Raw genomic sequence first — 18,619 nt, forward strand, 5'->3', positions numbered from 1 at the left:
CCGGGTGTGCAACGGCGGCTTGGGCTGGGACGATGTCGGCGTTGACTGTGTCGGATGCAGTGGGGGGTGCCCGGTGACCGGGGAACCGACTATTCGGGCTGGGGCCGCTACGGACGTGGGTTTGGTGCGGGCGGCCAATGAGGACAACTACGTGGTGACCGCTTCGGTGTTCGCGGTGGCCGACGGGATGGGTGGGCACGCGGCTGGGGATGTGGCCAGCGGGCTGGCTGTGGCCGGGTTGGCGCAGTTGGGGACCGAGGGCACCGTGCGGCCGGATGACGTGCGCAGGCACATCGTGCGGCTCAACGGGGACATCTTGGCGGCGGCGGCGCGCAATCCGGAGCAGTGGGGGATGGGGACCACGGTCACCGGGTTGTGCCTGGTCGACTTCGCCGGGTCGCCGCACTGGGTGGTGTTCAACGTGGGGGATTCGCGGGTGTACCGGTACGCGGAGCGTGAGCTGGTGCAGCTGACCGTGGACCACTCCGAGGTGACGGAGCTGGTCGCGGCGGGTGAGTTGAGCCCGGCCGAGGCCGCGACCGACCCCAGGCGCAACGTGGTGACCAGGGCGCTCGGGTCGCCGATGGCGCCGGAGCCGGACCTGCTGGTGTTCCCGCCGACGGAGGGGGACCGGTTCCTGGTCTGCTCCGACGGGCTCACCGGGGAGCTGGACGACGCGGCCATCGCCGCGGTGCTCGGGGCGGAGGGCGACCCGAGGGACGCCGCCGCCTCGCTGGTGCGCGACGCGGTGGCCGCCGGTGGTCGGGACAACGTGACCGCCGTGGTGGTCGACCACGTCGGTGGCGCGGCCTGACCACAGCCGTGGTCCAGACCGCCGTTCACACTGTGGTCTCGGACACAGTGAACGACCAGCGCCGCCGGTGGACCGCGCGGGTGTTCCCGCTGCCCTCCGGGGAAGTCGCCCCTGCCCCCGACGCGGTACGGTCGGTCCGCGCTAGCGCATCGGCGGGGTTTTCGCCACCCGGGTGTGGAAGGTGAACGGACAAACCTGCAACATAGTCGCCGCGCGACACGATATGGCCGGGTGACGGCTCGGGGACTCTGGCAGGGGACACGTGGGTTTTCTCAGGCGACACCGCACCGCCATCGCGTCGTCGGTCGTGCTCGCGGTCGGGGCGACGGCACTGGTCACGTACGCGTTGTCATCCACCGGTTACCCGGTGCGCCAGGTCGACCTCGACGACGGCGGCATCTGGGTGACCAGCGACCGCGACGGCTTGTTCGGCAGGCTCAACAAGCCCGCTGGCGCCCTGGACGCGGCCTTCTACCCGCCGGGCGGCACGCAGCAGACCTACCAGCTCGACGTCTTCCAGGACGGCTCCGCGGTCGCGGCCAGGGACGCGGCGACCGGTCGCCTCTTCCCGGTGGACGTCGCCCGCGCGGTCGCCTTACCCGAGCAGGGCTTATCCATCGCCGGGGACACGGAACTGGCCATGGCGGGCGGTACCCTCGCCGCCCTGGAGCCGCGGACCGGCCGCGTGTGGGCGACCAGGGTCGACACCCACGACGGCATGACCAACCTCGGCACCCTCGACCCGGCCAACGCCCCGATCGCCACCGTCGACCCCGGCGCCGCGCTCGCCGTGGCCCCGGACGGCACGGTCCGCGTGGTCTCCAAGACCGGCAAGGTCGCCACGATCCGGGTCAACCAGAACACCTTCGAGGAAGCCGACTACGGCACCCTCCCGCACGCCCTCTCCAGCGTCCAGGCCACCTCGGTCGGCGGTGACCTCCTCGTCCTCGACACCGACACGGGCACGCTGGTGCTGCCGGACGGCAAGGACGTCACCATCGACGCCGACGAGTCCACCCGGTTGCAGCAGCCCGGCCCCGGCTCCGACGTCGTCGTCGTCGCCACCGAGAAGTCCCTCGTCGCGGTCTCCATCGCCGACGGCCGCACCACGCTGCTCTCCGACGCGGGCAAGGGCGCCCCCGCTGCCCCGGTGCGGCTCGCAGGCTGCGTGCACGCCGCGTGGGCGGGCACCCCGTCCGGCTACGTGCGCTCCTGCGACGGCGGCAAGGCCACCCCCGGCAACCTGCGCGACGAGTCGGTGCTGGCCAAGCCGGTGTTCCGGGTCAACCGCGGTTCGATCGTGCTCAACGACATCGCCACCGGCGCGGTGTGGGACCTGAGCACGCAGAAGAAGGTGGACAACTGGTCGGCGGTGAAGCCGCCGCCGGTGCAGAACCCGAGCGACAAGACCAAGAACGACAAGAACACCGACGCGGTCAAGGACAAGCCGCCGAAGGCCGTCGACGACAACCTCGGCGCCCGGCCCGGCCGCACCACGGTGCTGCACGTGCTGGACAACGACTCCGACCCGGCCGGCAACATCCTGTCCATCTCGGCGGTCACCGCCCCGGACAACCCGGCCGTGCGGCTGGCGGTCGCGCCGGACGGGCAGACCGTGCAGATCACCCTGCCGGAGTCCGCTGTGGACACCCGGTTCAAGTACACCATCGACGACGGCCAGGGCTTGACGGCGACGGCCTCGGTCAACGTCGACGGCCGCACCGCCGACGAGAACAAGCCGCCGGAGCTGCGCCCGGGGTTCAAGGCCACCGACTGGAGCGTGCCCTCCGGCGGCCTGGTGTCGATCCCGGCGGTCGCCGACTGGCGCGACTTCGACGGTGACCCGATCGTGCTGGCCGGTGCGAAGGTCGCCGAGGGGTCGGTGACGACCACCCCGGCCGGTTTCGCCGACTTCACCGCCCCGCGCAAGGCCGGGCCGCAGAAGGTCGAGTACCAGCTGACCGACGGTCGCGGCGAGGCGGTGGTCGGCTCCGAGAACGTCACCGTGCAGGACCCGGCCGCGACGACCGCCGTGGCCGCGATCGCCCAGCCGGACGTCGTGCGCGGGCAGGTCGGGCAACCGATCACCGTGCGCCCGCTGGAGAACGACCGCCCCGGTTCCGACCCGACCGACCCCACCGCCCGGCTGCGGCTGGCTGGCGACCTCGCCGCCCCGCCCGGTGCCGCGGTGGTCACCGACATCAAGACCGGGCTGGTGACCGTCACCGTCGCCAGGCCGGGCACCGTGTTCCTGGAGTACTCGGCCGCTTTCGGCAACGCGCCGTTCGCCACCGGCAGCATCCGGGTGGACGCCACCCCGGCCCCGCAGACCCCGCTGCCGCCGGTCGCGGTCCCCGACAGCGCCGTGGTCCGCGCGCAGCTGCCGACGCTGGTCGACGTGCTGGCCAACGACGTCGACCCGTCCGGGTCGCTGCTGGTCGTGCAGACCGCCGAACCGGTGATCGAGGACCAGATCAAGGTCGCCATCGTCAAGGGCCGCTGGCTGCGGATCACCTCGCTCACCCCGACGCTGAGCCCGAACCCGCAGGTCGTGCGCTACACCGTGACCAACGGGCTCACCGGCGCGGTCACCGGTGAGGTCACCGTCACCCAGCTCGGCCCGCCCGCGGACGACACCCCGGTGCCCAAGGACGACTACGCCGTGGTCCGCGCGGGCGATTCCGTCGCGATCCCGGTGCTGGACAACGACACCACCCCCGGTGGTTCACCGATCTCGTTGCAGGCCAACGTCGAGGGCGCGCCCGCGCGCGGTCAGCTCTCGGTCACCGGCATCACCGACCCGCAGACCCAGGTCGGCCGCGCGTACGTGACCGGCAACGTGGTCCGCTACGTCCCACCGGCCACTGTGGACGCCCCGGTGAAGGTGCTGGTCTCCTACGTCGCGGTGAACCCCAATGGTGACCAGGCCGTCGGCCAGGCGCACGTGACGATCAACCCGGCGCCGACGCCGCAGGTGCCCAACCAGCCACCGGCCCCGCAGCCGGTCGAGGCGCGGGCCATCGCTGGCGACACCATCAAGATCGTCATCCCGACCAGCGGGCTGGACCCCGACGGCGACTCCGTGTCGGTCACCGGCATCGGCTCCGCGGCGGGCCTCGGTCGGATCATCGCGATGGGCGCCACCTCGATCACCTACCAGGCGTACCCGTCGAGCGCGGGCACCGACACCTTCAAGTACCTGGTGACCGACCCGTTCGGCAAGACGAGCGAGTCCGACATCCGGGTGGCCATCGTGCCGCCGGGCGACCCGCAGCCCGCCATCGCCGTCGACGACGTGGTCACCGCGGCACCCGGTGTGCGGCTGGCCATCGACGTGATGGGCAACGACCTGCGCGCCCCCGGTGACACCACCCAGGTGGAGCCGCTCAAGGAGCGCAACCCGAACCTGCCAGCCGACGTCACGCTCAACGCCGAGACCGGCCTGATCGAGCTGACCGCGCCCGACCTGAGCGGCAAGCCGCTGATCATCGTCTACAGCGTCATCGGCGGCTTCGGCGAGCCGTCGATCGCGACGCTGACGGTGCGCAGCCAGAAGGACTACAACATGCCGCCCATCGCGGGCGACACCTACGCCGAGCCCCGCCCTGGCGCTGGCACCGTCGAGGTGGACGTGCTCGCCGCCGCGGGCGACATCGACGGCACCGCGGGGGACCTGAGCATCACCAAGGTCTTCGACGAGAAGGCGAGCGAGTCCGGCGGCAAGATCACCATGCCGGTGCTCGACCAGCCGCGCACCGTGGCCTACGAGCTCAAGGACGGCGGCGGCGCCACCGCGCTCGGGTTCATCCACGTGCCCGCCAGCGGCGGCGGCGCCCCGTACGGCAAGCCGGGGCAGAGCATCGAGGTGCCGATCGACGGCGCCAAGACCGTGTCCATCACCGACTTCGTCGTCGACCCGGCCAACAAGCCGGTGAAGCTGACCATCGCCGACCGGATCTTCGCCTCGCCCGCGATCGGCCTGCAGGTGCGCAACGAGGGCGAGCAGTCCTTGGTGCTGACCGCGGTGCCCGGCTACAACGGCCCGGCGGCGATCACCTTCGAGGTCACCAACGGCGCCAGCCTCGCCGAGGGGCAGACCGCCTACATCACGGTGCCGGTGCAGATCGGCCCGGACGTGCCGATCCTGCGCTGCCCGAGCGGCACGATCACCCTCATCGCGGGCGGCACCACCATCGGCATGGACATCACGTCGGTCTGCCACGTGTGGACGGCCAAGCCGGGTGCCGCGGTGGACCTGAAGTACACGGCCAAGTGGAAGACCGACGCCAACGGCGTCGACGTGGAGGGGTCCGGTTCGCGCACGATCCGGTTGACCGCCTCCGGTGCGGCCAGGCCGGGCGACAACGGTGTGCTGGAGGTGTCGGTCGAGGGTTCGCCCGCGCCGCCGACGCCGTTCGCGGTCCGGGTCATCGCCGCGCCCGCGCCGTCGGTCTCGCCGGTGGCCATCGACGGCATCAAGGCTGGCGAGACCGCCGAGGTCAACCTCGCCCAGTACGTCCGCTCCCGGCTGCGCGACCCGGTGATCTCGGTGGTCTCGGTGCGCCAGATCGACGGCATGTCCGCGAACTCCAGCTCCACCGGTGCCTCGGTGCGGATCACCCCCGGCGCCGACACGCACGGCACGATGTCCTTCGAGGTCACCGTGTCCGATGTGGCCGACACCAGCCGCAACGACCGCAAGGTCCCCGGCCGGATCACCCTGCGCGTGCTGGGTGTGCCGGACGCGCCGAGCATCCCGATCCCCGGCCGCACCACGCTGAGCAAGGTCGTGGAGCTGTCGTGGGGCACCCCGGCCAACAACGGCGCGCCGATCGAGGGCTACGAGGTCGCCTGGGACGGCGGTTCGCAGAACTGCGCCGCGTCGCCGTGTTCGATCTCCGGGCTCGCCAACGGCCGCGCGTACTCGTTCACCGTCCGGGCCCGCAACCTGGTCGGCTGGAGCAAGCCGAGCCCGTCGTCTTCATCGTCCACACCGGACGAGGTGCCCGGCGCGGTCGGCGGTCTGACCGCGGCCCAGCCGCGCGACGGTGGCGTGACGCTCACCTGGACCCCGGCCCGCAACGAGGGCAGCGAGGTCCAGCGGCACGAGATCAGCTGGACCGGTGGCGGCCGGATGACGGTGCCGGGTGGCGCCACCACCGCCACACCGTCCAATTTGGACAACGACACGGTATACACGTTCACCGTGATCGCGGTGAACGCGCACGGCCCCGGCCCGGCGGCGACCACGACGGCGCAGTCGGCTGGCACGCCCAACCGCCCGCCCGCGCCGAACCTCACGGTGGTCCAGTCCACCGATTCGAAGCGCAGCGCGGTGCGGGTGTCGTGGGCCCCGGTCAGCGCCAACGGCCCCGGTCCGGTCACCTACGCGGTCACCCGCACCGGCGGCGGTGGCGACAAGGTGGTCTGCGAGAACGTCCGCAACCTCAGCTGCGCCGACGACGGCATCGTCAACGACGGCACCGTCTACACGTACTTCCTCACCGCGACCAACTCCAGCCCCGGTGACGGCCACACCTCGCCGCCGAGCCCGGGGGCGGAGATGGAGGCCAGCGCGAAGCCGGACGCGTTCGGCAACTCGTACAAGGCGGAGGCCACCGGGGTCGACGGCCAGGCGAAGATCAGCTTCGACGCGCCAGCCTCGCACGGCCGGTCCAACACGGTGACCTGCACCTGGGGCGGCGGCACCAGTTGCGGCACCTGGGACTACCCGGTCGAGGGCAAGGACAACCTCGAGTACACGATCAACGGGCTGCCCAACGGCCAGCAGGTCGCCATCACGCTGCGCACCTGCAACGGCAGCGGCGGCAACGACGCGTGCAACGCGCCCGCCACCGAGCAGGTGACCGCGTTCGGCCCGATGAAGGACCTGGTGATCTCCACGACCGCGGTCGAGGACAAGGTCAACTACAAGGTCACCGTCAACCCCAACGGCAAGCCGGCGCAGGTCCGCATCCAGGCCGACAAGGGCGGCGGCACCGAGAACTTCACCACCCAGGTCGGCGTGTGGACCCACGAGGACACCCTCGACGTCGGCTACGCCACCACCGTCAAGATCACGGTCACCGTCACCAGCCAGGGCAGGCCGACGCTGACCGAGGAGGCCACCCAGACGACCGGGCCGGAGCCGCCCGCGCCGGTGGTCACCGTGACCAAGGGCGCCGCCTGCGGCACCGCGAACCCGTGCAACAGCGCCAAACCCGACGCGTGCACCGACGCGAGCTGCGCGTTCATCAAGGTGAAGGTGGAGAACTTCCGCGGCAACACGGTCACCTGCTCGTTCACCGCGCAGACCGCGGGCTACACGTTCGTCAACGAGACCTTCACGCCGGGCGAGGAGCGCCAGACGCGCAACTTCTACGGCTCACCGGGGACCAAGGTGACCGTCACCTGCCGGTCGTCCGGGTCACCGAACACCACCGGAGCGATCACGTGGTGACCACGCTCAGGCAGCACACACAGGACGGGAACGGGCAATGACAGCCACACCGGAGCAGGCGCAGCTGTTCGCGCAGACCTTCGACCGGTTGGTCGCCAACGTGAGCGTGGCGATCGTCGGCAAGGAGCACACGGTGCGCCTCGCGCTCACCTGCCTGCTCTCCGAGGGCCACCTCCTGCTGGAGGACTACCCGGGGACCGGCAAGACGATGCTGGCCAAGGCGCTGTCGCGGTCGGTGCAGGGCACCAACTCGCGCATCCAGTTCACCCCGGACCTGCTGCCCTCCGACGTCACCGGCGTGACCATCTACGACCAGCGCAAGCAGGAGTTCGAGTTCCACCGCGGCCCGGTGTTCCACTCGATCGTGCTCGCCGACGAGATCAACCGCGCGTCGCCGAAGACCCAGTCGGCGCTGCTGGAGGTCATGGAGGAGGGCCGGGTCACCGTCGACGGCGTCGGCCACGAGGTCGGCAAGCCGTTCATGGTGATCGCCACGCAGAACCCGATCGAGCAGGCGGGCACCTACCGGCTGCCCGAGGCGCAGCTGGACCGGTTCCTGATGAAGACCAGCATCGGCTACCCCGACCACACCGCGACCGTGGCGCTGCTGTCGGCGGCCTCGGTGCGCGACCGGTCGGTGTCGGTGCAGCCGGTGATCTCCTCGCAGGTGGTCTCCCAGCTCGCCGCGACCGCCGACCGGGTGCACGTCGACGCCGCCGTGCTGTCCTACGTCACCCGCATCGCCGAGGCTTCGCGCGAGCACGAGCACGTGCGCCTGGGTGTCTCCGTCCGCGGCTGCCTCGCCTACGTGCGCTGCGCCAAGACGTGGGCGATGACCAAGGGCCGCAACTTCGTCACCCCGGAGGACGTCAAGGAGCTGGCGCTGCCGGTGCTCGGGCACCGCATCCTGCTCAACGCCCAGGCCCAGTTCGACGGGGTCTCCGTGACCGACGTGATCGAGAAGCTGCTCGCCGACGTCGCCCCGCCCGTCGCCAGGGGCTAGGCCGTGGGCGGGTTGGCGGAGGCGCTCCGCGCGGTAACGCCGATGGGCTGGGTCGTGGCCGCCTGCTCGGTCCTGTCCTTGATCGCGGGCGGTGTGCTCGGTTGGACCGAGCTCGTGGTGGCCGGGGTGGCCGGGTTGCTGGTCTTCCTGGCCTGCTTGAGCTGGGCGATCGGGCGCAACCTGCTCGCCGTGCGGTTCACCCTCGACAGGGAGCGGGTGGTCAGGGGCAGGCCCGCCACCTGCGTGGTCGAGGTCGCCGGCCAGCGCGCCGGTGCCCGGTTGCTGGCGATGGAGCTGGAGCTCTCGGTCGACGACGAGGTGCACGTGGTGGAGGTGCCCGGCTTGGTGTCCGGGCAGGTGCACAGCGAGTTCTTCCCGATCCCGACCGAGCAGCGCGGTGTCGTCACGGTCGGCCCCGCGGTGACCGTGCGCGGCGACCCGCTCGGCGTCCTGCGCCGCACGGTGGAGTGGGGTGGCACCCGCGAGCTGTTCGTGCACCCGGTGACCGTCGCGCTCGGCCCGCTCGGCGCGGGCATGCTGCGCGACCTGGAGGGCTACACCACCACCGACCTGTCCACCAGCGATCTGGCGTTCCACACGCTGCGCGAGTTCGCCCCCGGTGACGACCGCAGGCACATCCACTGGCGCTCCTCGGCCAAGCTCGCCTCGGCCGGGTCCGACGGCAAGTTCCTGGTCCGGCAGTACCTCGACACCCGCCGGGCGCGGCTGGTGATCGCCGTCGACGGCGACCGCGCCGCCTACGCCAGCGACGACGACTTCGAGAACGCCATCTCGGTGGCGGGTTCGCTGGCGCTGCGCGCGGTGGAGGACGAGATCGACCTGACCCTGTTCGCGGGCGGCCAGGTCGTGCACGACGCCGTCGCGCAGACCGCGCTGGACGGCTTGGCCAGGGTCAAGCCGGTCACCATGGGCCTCGACGACCTGACCACCCGCGCCGCCCAGCTCGCCCCGGACGCGACCGTGGTCGTGGTGGTCGCAGGCGGCGCGCGCACCTTCCCGGAACTGCTGCGCGCCTGCGGGCAGTTCCCCTCCGACATCCGCCGCGCCGCGATCACCGTCGCGGCCACCGGCAACGCCGGGATCACCGAGAACGTGGGACTCACCGTGGCCGCCGTGCGCGACCTGGACGACCTGCGCGCCGTGCTCGCTGGAGGGCCGCTGGCATGACGAGTCCGACCGCTCCCCGGCGTTCGCTGGTGCCGACCCGCGCCGACCTCGCCGACGCCGCCTACCTGGCGGTGCTGTTCACCACCGCGCTGGTCGGGTTCACCACCAGCTACACCGGCTGGCCGTTCCTGTGGACCGGGCTCGCGGGCTTGGGTCTGGGCCTGCTGGTCGGCCACATCGCCAACGCGCTCAAGCAGCCGCTGGTCACCGTGGTCGCGCTGACCGTGGCGGTGTTCTTCCTCTTCGGCGGCGCGGTGGTCATGCGGGACCGTGCCGTCGCGGGCCTGCTGCCAGGGCCCGACGTGCTCGGCGGCCTCGCACAGTCCAGTGTGGACAGTTGGAAGCAGCTGCTCACCACGTTGCCGCCGGTCGACAGCGGGCCGCTGTTGGTCATCCCGTACATCCTGGGCCTGGTTTGCGGCGCGGGTGGGTTCACCCTGGCCAGGCGGGTCCGGGTGAGCGCGGCTCCGGTCGCGGCGCCCGCGCTGGTGATGATCGTGGTCGTCCTGCTCGGCACCTCGTCGCCCACCCTGCCGACCGTGCTCGGCGGTGCTTTCGCCGCGGTGAGCCTCGGCTGGATCTCGGTGCGGGCCAGGCGCAGGCGCCGCCAGTTGCGCGACGGCGCGCGGCGGGCCACCCGGGTCATGTCGGCCGCCGCGCTGGTCGGCGCGCTGGCGGGTCTCGCGGTGCTGGCCGGACCGGTCCTGCCCGGTGCGGGCGGTCACCGGACGGTGCTTCGGGACTACATCACCCCGCCGTTCGACCTCAACGCCTACGCCAGCCCGCTGGTCGGTTTCCGCAAGTACACCAAGAACGCCAACCAGCTCCACGACCAGACGCTGTTCACCGTCACCGGCCTGCCCGAGGGCGGCCTGGTGCGCATCGCCACCCTCGACGACTACACCGGCACGGTGTGGGGCGCGGGCGGCGGCAGCGCGGAAGCCGTTCCCGGGCAACCGAAGTACGGCTTCCAGCGGGTCGGCACCCGCATCCCGCCCACCGCGCAGGGGCAGCGGGCCACCGTCGAGGTGGAGATCGGCGCCGCGTACGCCTCGGCGGACGACGTGAACGCCTGGCTGCCCACCCCGGGCGCCCCCACCGCGATCCGGTTCGCCGGTCCCAGCGCGCGCGGGCACTCCGACAGCTTCCGCTACAACCTGGCCACCACCTCGGGCATCGTCGCCGACCGGCTGCGCGCGGGCGACAAGTACACAGTGGACACCGTGGTGGACACCGTCGAGGTGCCCGACGACCCGCAGCCGTTCAGCAGGCCGACGGTCGAGCAGGCGTCGTACCAGTTCGTCGCGGCCAAGACCGGGACCTGGACGGCCAAGACCTCCGACCTGGGCGGCAAGCTCAAGGCGGTCGCGGCCTACCTGCGCGACAACGGCGCCTACAGCGACGGCGGCCCGGGGGAGACCGAGTACCTGCCCGGGCACAGCGTCGGCAGGCTCAGCAGCTTCCTCAACGCCCAGCGCCCGGTCGGCGACGACGAGCAGTACGCGGCGGTCTTCGCGCTGGTCGCCAACCAGCTCGGTATGCCAGCCCGGGTCGTCCTCGGCGCCAAGCCCGGTCCCGGCGGGGTCGTGCGCGGCGAGCACATCCAGGCCTGGGTGGAGATCCACCTGACCGACGGCCGCTGGGCGCAGGTCATGAGCAGCGAGTTCATGCCCGACCGGTCGAAGAAGCCGGACAAGATCCCGCCGCAGCAGTTCGAGAACACCGAGGCGTCGATCGTCCCGCCGCCCAACACGGTGCACCCGCCCAGCTCGCTCACCGACGCCAGCCGGGTCGACCCCAACGTGGGCCGCTCCGCCTCGGCGAAGGGCGACGAGGGCTGGGAGATCCCCGGCTACCTGCTCACCATCATCACCTGGGCCGGTCCGCCGATCGGTCTGGTCGCGCTGGTCTGCACGGTGATCATCGGTGGCAAGGCGCTGCGCAGGCGGCGGCGCAGGCTGCAGGGCGAACCGGCCGCCAGGGTCGCCTCGGGGTGGCAGGAGGTGATGGACCGCGCCCGCGACCTGGGCACCGCGGTCCCCGCCGGGCTCACCCGCCCCGAGCAGGCCACCACCCTCGGCGACGAGACCGTGCTGCGGCTGGCCCGCGCGGCCGACGCGACGGTGTTCGGCCCGATCGACCCGAACGACGCGGCGGCCACCCGGTTCTGGGCCTCGGTCGACGAGGTGCGCAAGCAGCTCGGTGCCGGGGTGGGCCGGTTCCGCAGGCTGAAGGCGGCGCTGAGCCTGAGCACGGTGCGGTTGCGCCGGAGCTGAGTTTTCCCCAGGGTGGGGATGGGCCTGTGCATAGATCGACTTCGGATGGCGGCTTGACAGGACCGTCCCCACCCGCAATAAACCCCGTCCCCCTCGGTGGCCTTACACTTAGGTAAGCCTTACCTATCGGGGGATCATGTGCGTACCCGCTCGAGCACCCCGGCGGAGTTGATCGCCGCCGCGCCGGGTGACTTCTTCTACCTGGACACCTCGACCCACCGCTGGTTCGCCACCGGGATCGCGGCCCAGGTCGTCGTCGATCGCGACGCCGTGCACGTCTGGACGGCCGACGCGGCCGACGTCGAACCCTGGGTCGACCCGCTGCGGCAGGTCGTCGACCTGCTGCACGGTGCGGCCGGGGTGGGTCAGGACTGGCGCGCGTTCGGCTGGGCGGAGCCGGAACTGGGTTACGCGCTCGCCGGTCGGCCGGACCTGGTCGGCGGTGACCACCCCCTGCTCCACCTGGTGGTGCCCGCCGAGATGGCCGACGTCACACCATCACTTTCCGTTGTGGGCGCTGGGCCGATCGCGGCCTTCCGACTGGGCGCCACCACGCGCGAGGTGTCGGACGGTCACCGCGTGGCGACCGGGTTCCGCAGTTTCCCCAGCCTCGTCGGCGAGGGCGCTGGTGCGATCTTCACCCTGGACTCTCGAACCGGGCTGGCCGACGTGATAAGGATAGGCTAAGCAAAGTTCCGAGTTGGAGGTCCCCGCATGCGGGTCGTGATGTTCGGTTTCCAGACCTGGGGGCACCGCACCCTCGAGGCGCTGCTCGCCTCCAGCCACGAGGTGGTCGCCGTCGTGACCCACCCGCCTGGCGAGGGCGTCTACGAGAAGGTCTGGAGCGACTCGGTGGCGGAGTTGGCCGAGGCCAACGGCGTCGAGGTCATCGTGCGCGAGCGACCGGACGACGACGAGCTGTTCGACCGGCTCACCGAGCTCGCGCCGGAGGTGATCGTGGCCACCAACTGGCGCACCTGGATCCCGCCGCGCATCTTCACCCTGCCCGAGCGGGGCACCCTCAACGTGCACGACTCGCTGCTGCCGACCTACGCGGGCTTCTCCCCGCTGATCTGGGCGCTGATCAACGACGAGCCCGAGGTCGGCGTGACCGCGCACATGATGGACGACACCCTCGACGCCGGGCCGATCGTGCTGCAGCGCGCGGTACCGGTCGGTCCGCGCGACACCTCGGCCGACCTGTTCGCCAAGACCCTGGCGCTGTTCGGCCCGATCACCGTCGACGGCCTCACCGAGATCGAGTCCGGCCGCACCGACTTCACCCAGCAGGACCGCTCCAAGGCCAGCTTCTTCCACAAGCGCGCCGAGGAGGACCTGCGCATCGACTGGACCTGGTCGGCCGAGGAGCTCGACCGCCTGGTGCGCGCCCAGTCCGCGCCCTACCCGAGCGCCTTCTGCTTCCACCGGGGCAAGCGGCTGGAGATCGTCGCCGCCGAGGTGTCGGCGGCCAACTACGGCGGCACCAACGGCCGAATCTTCTACCGCGAGGGCGACGGCGTGGCGATCGTCTCCGGCCCCGAGGCGCGCCGCGGCCGCAACCGCGCGCTGCTGGTCACCCGGGTGCGCACCGCGGACGGCACCGAGCTCGCCGCGCACGAGTACTTCAAGCACATGGGCGGATACCTCACCTCGCGCCCCTGATCCCACGAGGAAAGGTCCGTCCACCATGGACACCCTGGAATCCGCCAGACCCGCCCTCGTCGCCAGGCCGCAGGTGCGCCGGGTCCTGTCGGAGGACCTGAGCGCGGCCCTGCTCGACGGCGTCACCGCCTACTACGCCACCGACATCGCCGACGTTCTGCGCGCGGCGCTCGTCGTGGCCGTCGGCGACACCGCGACCGTCGTCGCCAGTGGTGGGCTCGCGCGCACCATCCGCAGGCTGACCGCGCCGACCGACCGCTCGGTCATCGCCCTGAACTGGGTCGACTCCCCGCCGGAGGTGGCCGGGTCGATCGACGTGGCCGCCGATGTCGTCGCCGGGCGCATCACCACCACGTGGTCCTGGTGCGCCCGGACGCGGACCGAGCGCGCGGTCGTCGAGCTCTCCCACGCCTGGTCGGACGCGTTGGTCGCCCTGGCGGCGCAGGCGAGCGTCGTCAGTCCACTCCCGACGGTGCTCGACGAGTCGGCCAGCGTCGCGGTGGACCTGCCCGGTGCCATCAGCCCGGACTCCGTGCGCCGGGCGATCGACGCGGTCACCTGCCGGTACCCGTATCTCGCGACCGGGCGGCGGGTGGTCGGCGGCACCGCGTTCGCCGTGCGCGGCGCGGGGACCTCGTTGCGCTGCACCCGGTCCGACGCGCTGCACCCGGACTGGACGCCCATGGTCCAGTTCGAGCTCACCAGGGCGGGCGCGGCGCGGACCCGGCTGGCCATCACGGCCAACCCGCGGCTGGTCGGCGACCTGCCCGGGTTGGTGCGGGAGCTGCGGGCGGAGCTGCTGGGAGATCCAGAACACTCCCCGGTCGCCGGTTATTAGGTTAGCCTTACCTCCGCTTGTCGATTTCCTGCCGACGAAGGGACCGCCGTGACCAGCGACGCTCTGCCGCACGAGGTGCGCGACGTGGTGGGGATCGGCTTCGGCCCGTCCAACCTCGCCCTGGCCATCGCGGTCCACGAGCACAACCGGCGGCACCCCGAGCAGGCGGTCGACGCCCTGTTCCTGGAGCGGCAGGCCGGGTTCGGCTGGCACCGCGGCATGCTGATCGACGACGCGACCATGCAGGTGTCCTTCCTCAAGGACCTGGTCACCATGCGCGACCCGGCCAGCGACTTCAGCTTCCTGTGCTACCTGCGCGACCGGGGCAGGCTGGCCGAGTTCATCAACCACAAGACGATGTTCCCGCTGCGCACCGAGTTCCACGACTACTTCGAGTGGGCAGCGGCCAGGGTCGCCGACCAGGTCCGCTACGGCGCCGAGGTCGTCTCGGTCCGCCCGGTCGAGGTCGACGGCGGGGTCGCGCACTTCGACGTCGCCGCCAAGGACGCGCAGGGCCGGATCAGCGTGGTCCGGGCCCGCAACGTGGTGATCGCGACCGGGCTCAAGCCGAAGCTGCCCGCCGACGCGGTGCCCTCGGAGCGGGTCTGGCACAACATCGAGCTGATGCACCGGGTCGAGCGGCTGGCCGGGACCGACCCGCACCGGGTGCTGGTGGTCGGGTCGGGGCAGAGCGGCGCGGAGACCGTCGCCGAGCTGCACAGCGCCCTGCCCAGGACCCAGGTGTGCGCGGTGTTCGCCCGCTACGGCTACGCCCCGGCCGACGACAGCCCGTTCGCCAACCGGATCTTCGACCCGCAGGCGGTCGACCACTTCCACGGCGCCTCCCCCGAGGTCAAGCGGATGCTGCTGGACTACCACCGGAACACGAACTACTCGGTGGTCGACATGGACCTCATCGAGGAGCTCTACCGCCGCGAGTACCGGGAGAAGGTGACCGGCCGCAAGCGGTTGGACATCCGCAACGCCTCCCGGGTCACCTACACCCGCGAGACCGACGAGGCCGTGTACGTGACGGTCGAGTTCCTGCCCACCGGCGAGACCGAGGTCCTCGAGTGCGACGCGGTGGTCTACGCCACCGGGTTCCAGGCGCCGGACCTGTTCGACCTGCTCGGCCGGGCGGCGTCGGTGTGCGAGCGCGACGCGGCGGGCAACCCGGTCGTCGGCCGCGACTACCGGGTCCGCACCGGCGCGGGGGTCACCGCGGGCGTGTACCTGCAGGGGTCCGAGCACAGCCACGGTCTCACCGCGACACTGCTGTCGACCACGGCCGTGCGGGTCGGCGAGATCCTCGACTCGATCCTGCGCGGCCCGGTCGAGCAGGCCACCGAGGTCGTGGCCGACGTCCAGCGGGTCGCCATCGGCTAGCTGCCGGGTTGTCGGCCGGGTTCAGTACTTTGGTGCCATGGCAACATTGGTGACCTTCCACGCCCACCCCGACGACGAGTGCATCAACTGCGGCGGCGTCATGCGCAAAGCCGCCGACGAGGGCCACCGGGTGGTCCTGGTGGTGGCGACCAGGGGTGAACTCGGCGAGGTCGAGGACGGTTTCCTGGCCCCCGGCGAGGACCTGACCACGCGCCGGGTCGCCGAGACGCACGCCGCGGCCGAGATCCTCGGTGTGTCGCGTGTGGAGTTCCTCGGCTACACCGACTCCGGGATGATGGGCGAGCCGACCAACGACACCCCAGGCACCTTCTGGACCGCCTCCGTCGAAGAGGCCGCCGCCCGCCTGGCCAAGATCCTCGTCGACGAGTCGGCCGACGTCCTGACCATCTACGACGACAACGGCGGCTACGGCCACCCCGACCACATCCAGGTCCACCGCGTGGGCAAGCGAGCCGCCGAACTGGCAGGCACCCCCCGCGTCTACCAGGCAACAGCCAACCGCGACGACGTCCGCAAGCACATGAGCGAAGCTGCAGCCGACGGCGACGACTCCTTCGGTCCCCCGGAGGAGTGGGAGATCGGCAAGCCCCTGGAGGAGCTGACCGCCCGCGTGGACGTCAGCGCCTATGTGGTCGCCAAGCGGGCCGCCATGCGGGCGCACGCCAGCCAGATCTCCGAGGAGAGCTTCTTCCTCTCCATGCCGGACCCAGCCTTCGCCCAAGCCTTCGGCGTCGAGTGGTTCATCCGCGAAGGCGCCGGACCGGGCATCACCGAAACCGACATCATGGCCGGTCTCTAGCCGCCGCGAGACTGAACACGACTGGCTGGACGGCCTGCTTCTGGCGCCGCCTCGGCAGCCCGATACCGCCAGAGCTCGCCTGCCCGCAACGCCGAACTCGGACGCGGGCGAGTTCAATGACCGCGCGCTTCGACTGCGACTTGGCAGCGATAGCGCTGGCGGTGTGGCGGGTCGCCCGGGGGTTGAGTGCCGCCATCGGTCGGCCGTGGTCTGGCTGCGGTGTTGCTGGACTGTGGCCGCCTTGCTCGGGTGCAGGTTCGGCGGCTTCGTGGTTGGGGGTGCGGCGGGGTGGCCTCGGGGGCCGAGTGCCGCCACCATCGGGTGAAGAGGCTGGTCAGGGGCTGTCAGGCGGCCTACCTTCTGGGGCCATGTCCGCCTTTGACGACATGGTTCGCCGGGTCGCGGCTGGCAAGCCGGGGTCTGTGGCGGCTCTGCGCGCGCGGCTGCTGACCCAGCCCCGGGAGTGGTTGGTGGACCAGTTGCTGGTCACCCTCGGGCCGCTCGACGGGTATCGGCCGCGGCCGGTGGAGCTCGATGAGCGGCTGCTGGTCGAGCACACCGCCCGGTTCGGGGCCTGGGACACCAGTGCCTGCCTGCTCGGTGCCCCGCCGCCCGCCGGGCTCATGATCGGGTTGGCCGCGCGCACCCCCTTCGGCGATGAACTCCTGGCCGAGGCGAAGGACCTGCTGCACGCGCTGGTGTCCGGGGTGGCCGGGCTGACCCCGGTCCGCCGTGCCCGGCTCGCGCTGACGCTGCCCGAGCGCAAGGCCGACGTCTTCAGCTTCCTCGACGCGACCGCCACCGCGCTCGGCCACGGCGAGACCGCGCTGCTGTTGGACTACCCGGAGGTCGCCGATGGCCTGGTCGGGGACGCCGTGGTGGCGGCGCTGCGGGTGGTCAACGGGCTGGAGCTCAACGAGGAGGTCCTCTACGCCCGCCGTGCGGACCTGGACGCAGCCACCCTGATCTGAGCGAGAATCACCGGGCAGCAACCGCGACCCGAGGAGTCCCATGCCGTTCCCAGCCGCGCCCTACCGCGCCGACGAGAGCCGCTACGACAGCACCGCCTACCGCAGGTCCGGGCGCAGCGGTCTGAAGCTGCCACCGGTCTCGCTGGGCCTGTGGCACAACTTCGGTGACGACCGTCCGTTCGAGACCGGTCGCGCCATCCTGCACCGCGCCTTCGACCTCGGGGTGACCCACTTCGACCTGGCCAACAACTACGGCCCGCCCTACGGCAGCGCGGAGGCCAACTTCGGCCGCGTGCTGGCGGGCGACTTCAAGGCCTACCGCGACGAGATGGTCATCTCCACCAAGGCGGGCTACGACATGTGGCCGGGCCCGTACGGGGAGTGGGGGTCGCGCAAGTACGTGCTGTCCTCTTTGGACCAGTCGTTGACCAGGCTCGGCCTCGACTACGTGGACATCTTCTACTCGCACCGCTTCGACCCGGACACCCCGCTGGAGGAGACCGTCGGCGCGCTGGTCACCGCGGTCGAGTCGGGCAAGGCGCTCTACGCCGGTGTGTCGTCGTACTCGCCGATCGCGACCAAGCGCGCGGCGGAGATCCTGCGCGGCGCCAACATCCCGCTGCTGATCCACCAGCCGTCGTACTCGCTGCTCAACCGCTGGATCGAGGCCGAGCTGCTCGACACCCTCGACGAGCTCGGCGCGGGGTGCATCGCGTTCTCCCCGCTGGGCCAGGGGTTGCTCACCGACCGGTACCTCGACGGCATCCCCGAGGGCTCGCGGGCCAGCCGGGACTCGTCGTTGTCGCCGTCGCTGATCTCCGAGGAGAACCTGGCCAGGGTGCGCGGGCTCAACGAGGTCGCCCGCCAGCGGGGCCAGTCGCTAGCGCAGCTCGCGATCGCGTGGGTGTTGCGGGATTCCCGGGTGACCTCCGCGCTCATCGGCGCCAGTTCGGTCGCGCAGTTGGAGGCCAACCTCGCCGCAGTGGACGCGCCGCCGTTCACCGACGACGAACTGGCCGAGATCGACCGGTACGCGGTGGAGTCCGGCATCAACCTGTGGGCCAGTTCCAGCGCAGCGGGCTGAGCCCTAACACGCCGCCGGTGCGGGGGGCAACCGCGCTGTTGCCCTCCTCACCGGTGATCCTCCGAAACCCCAGGTAGTCGCGGGGGTGCGGGTTCGGCTCGTCCACAGCTGTCGAAT

Annotated in this window: 12 protein-coding genes; all 12 read left to right on the plus strand. The window is 71.5% G+C overall.

What is annotated here, in order from left to right; translation table 11 throughout:
* Positions 1 to 124: 124 nt before the first annotated feature.
* Positions 125 to 814, plus strand: coding sequence for a PP2C family protein-serine/threonine phosphatase (locus JOD54_RS08790; RefSeq protein WP_307859900.1), 690 nt, complete (start codon positions 125 to 127; stop codon positions 812 to 814).
* A 262-nt stretch (positions 815 to 1,076) separates the two neighbouring features.
* Entirely contained in the window at positions 1,077 to 7,274 is a 6,198-nt protein-coding gene (locus JOD54_RS08795) for an Ig-like domain-containing protein (RefSeq protein ID WP_307859901.1), read from the plus strand.
* A gap of 37 nt (positions 7,275 to 7,311) precedes the next feature.
* On the plus strand, positions 7,312 to 8,277 hold the full coding sequence (locus JOD54_RS08800) for an AAA family ATPase (RefSeq protein ID WP_204450047.1): 966 nt from the start codon (positions 7,312 to 7,314) through the stop codon (positions 8,275 to 8,277).
* 3 nt (positions 8,278 to 8,280) lie between these two features.
* Positions 8,281 to 9,465: a DUF58 domain-containing protein gene (locus JOD54_RS08805; protein WP_204450048.1), complete on the plus strand. Its 1,185-nt coding sequence runs from the start codon at positions 8,281 to 8,283 to the stop codon at positions 9,463 to 9,465.
* Positions 9,462 to 11,741, plus strand: a complete 2,280-nt coding sequence (locus JOD54_RS08810) for a transglutaminase-like domain-containing protein (RefSeq protein ID WP_204450049.1) — start codon at positions 9,462 to 9,464, stop codon at positions 11,739 to 11,741. The genes JOD54_RS08805 and JOD54_RS08810 overlap by 4 nt, the downstream gene beginning before the upstream one ends.
* A 138-nt stretch (positions 11,742 to 11,879) precedes the next feature.
* The gene (locus tag JOD54_RS08815) at positions 11,880 to 12,428 is read left to right on the plus strand and encodes a hypothetical protein (protein WP_204450050.1); all 549 of its coding nucleotides are present in this window, start codon (positions 11,880 to 11,882) and stop codon (positions 12,426 to 12,428) included.
* 27 nt (positions 12,429 to 12,455) lie between these two features.
* Positions 12,456 to 13,403, plus strand: a complete 948-nt coding sequence (locus tag JOD54_RS08820) for a methionyl-tRNA formyltransferase (protein ID WP_204450051.1) — start codon at positions 12,456 to 12,458, stop codon at positions 13,401 to 13,403.
* 25 nt (positions 13,404 to 13,428) lie between these two features.
* A complete protein-coding gene (locus tag JOD54_RS08825; protein ID WP_204450052.1) occupies positions 13,429 to 14,241 on the plus strand; it encodes a hypothetical protein in 813 nt (270 codons plus the stop codon).
* A gap of 48 nt (positions 14,242 to 14,289) precedes the next feature.
* Positions 14,290 to 15,627 carry a lysine N(6)-hydroxylase/L-ornithine N(5)-oxygenase family protein gene (locus tag JOD54_RS08830; RefSeq protein WP_204450053.1) on the plus strand — a complete coding sequence of 446 codons (1,338 nt, stop codon included), beginning with the start codon at positions 14,290 to 14,292 and terminating at the stop codon, positions 15,625 to 15,627.
* Between the two features lie 37 nt (positions 15,628 to 15,664).
* The gene (locus JOD54_RS08835) at positions 15,665 to 16,447 is read left to right on the plus strand and encodes a PIG-L family deacetylase (RefSeq protein ID WP_204450054.1); all 783 of its coding nucleotides are present in this window, start codon (positions 15,665 to 15,667) and stop codon (positions 16,445 to 16,447) included.
* A 368-nt stretch (positions 16,448 to 16,815) separates the two neighbouring features.
* Entirely contained in the window at positions 16,816 to 17,418 is a 603-nt protein-coding gene (locus JOD54_RS08840; RefSeq protein WP_204450055.1) for a hypothetical protein, read from the plus strand.
* Between the two features lie 40 nt (positions 17,419 to 17,458).
* The gene (mgrA, locus tag JOD54_RS08845) at positions 17,459 to 18,502 is read left to right on the plus strand and encodes an L-glyceraldehyde 3-phosphate reductase (protein ID WP_204450056.1); all 1,044 of its coding nucleotides are present in this window, start codon (positions 17,459 to 17,461) and stop codon (positions 18,500 to 18,502) included.
* The last annotated feature ends 117 nt before the right edge of the window (positions 18,503 to 18,619 follow it).

Source organism: Actinokineospora baliensis, assembly GCF_016907695.1.
Taxonomy (GTDB): domain Bacteria; phylum Actinomycetota; class Actinomycetes; order Mycobacteriales; family Pseudonocardiaceae; genus Actinokineospora; species Actinokineospora baliensis.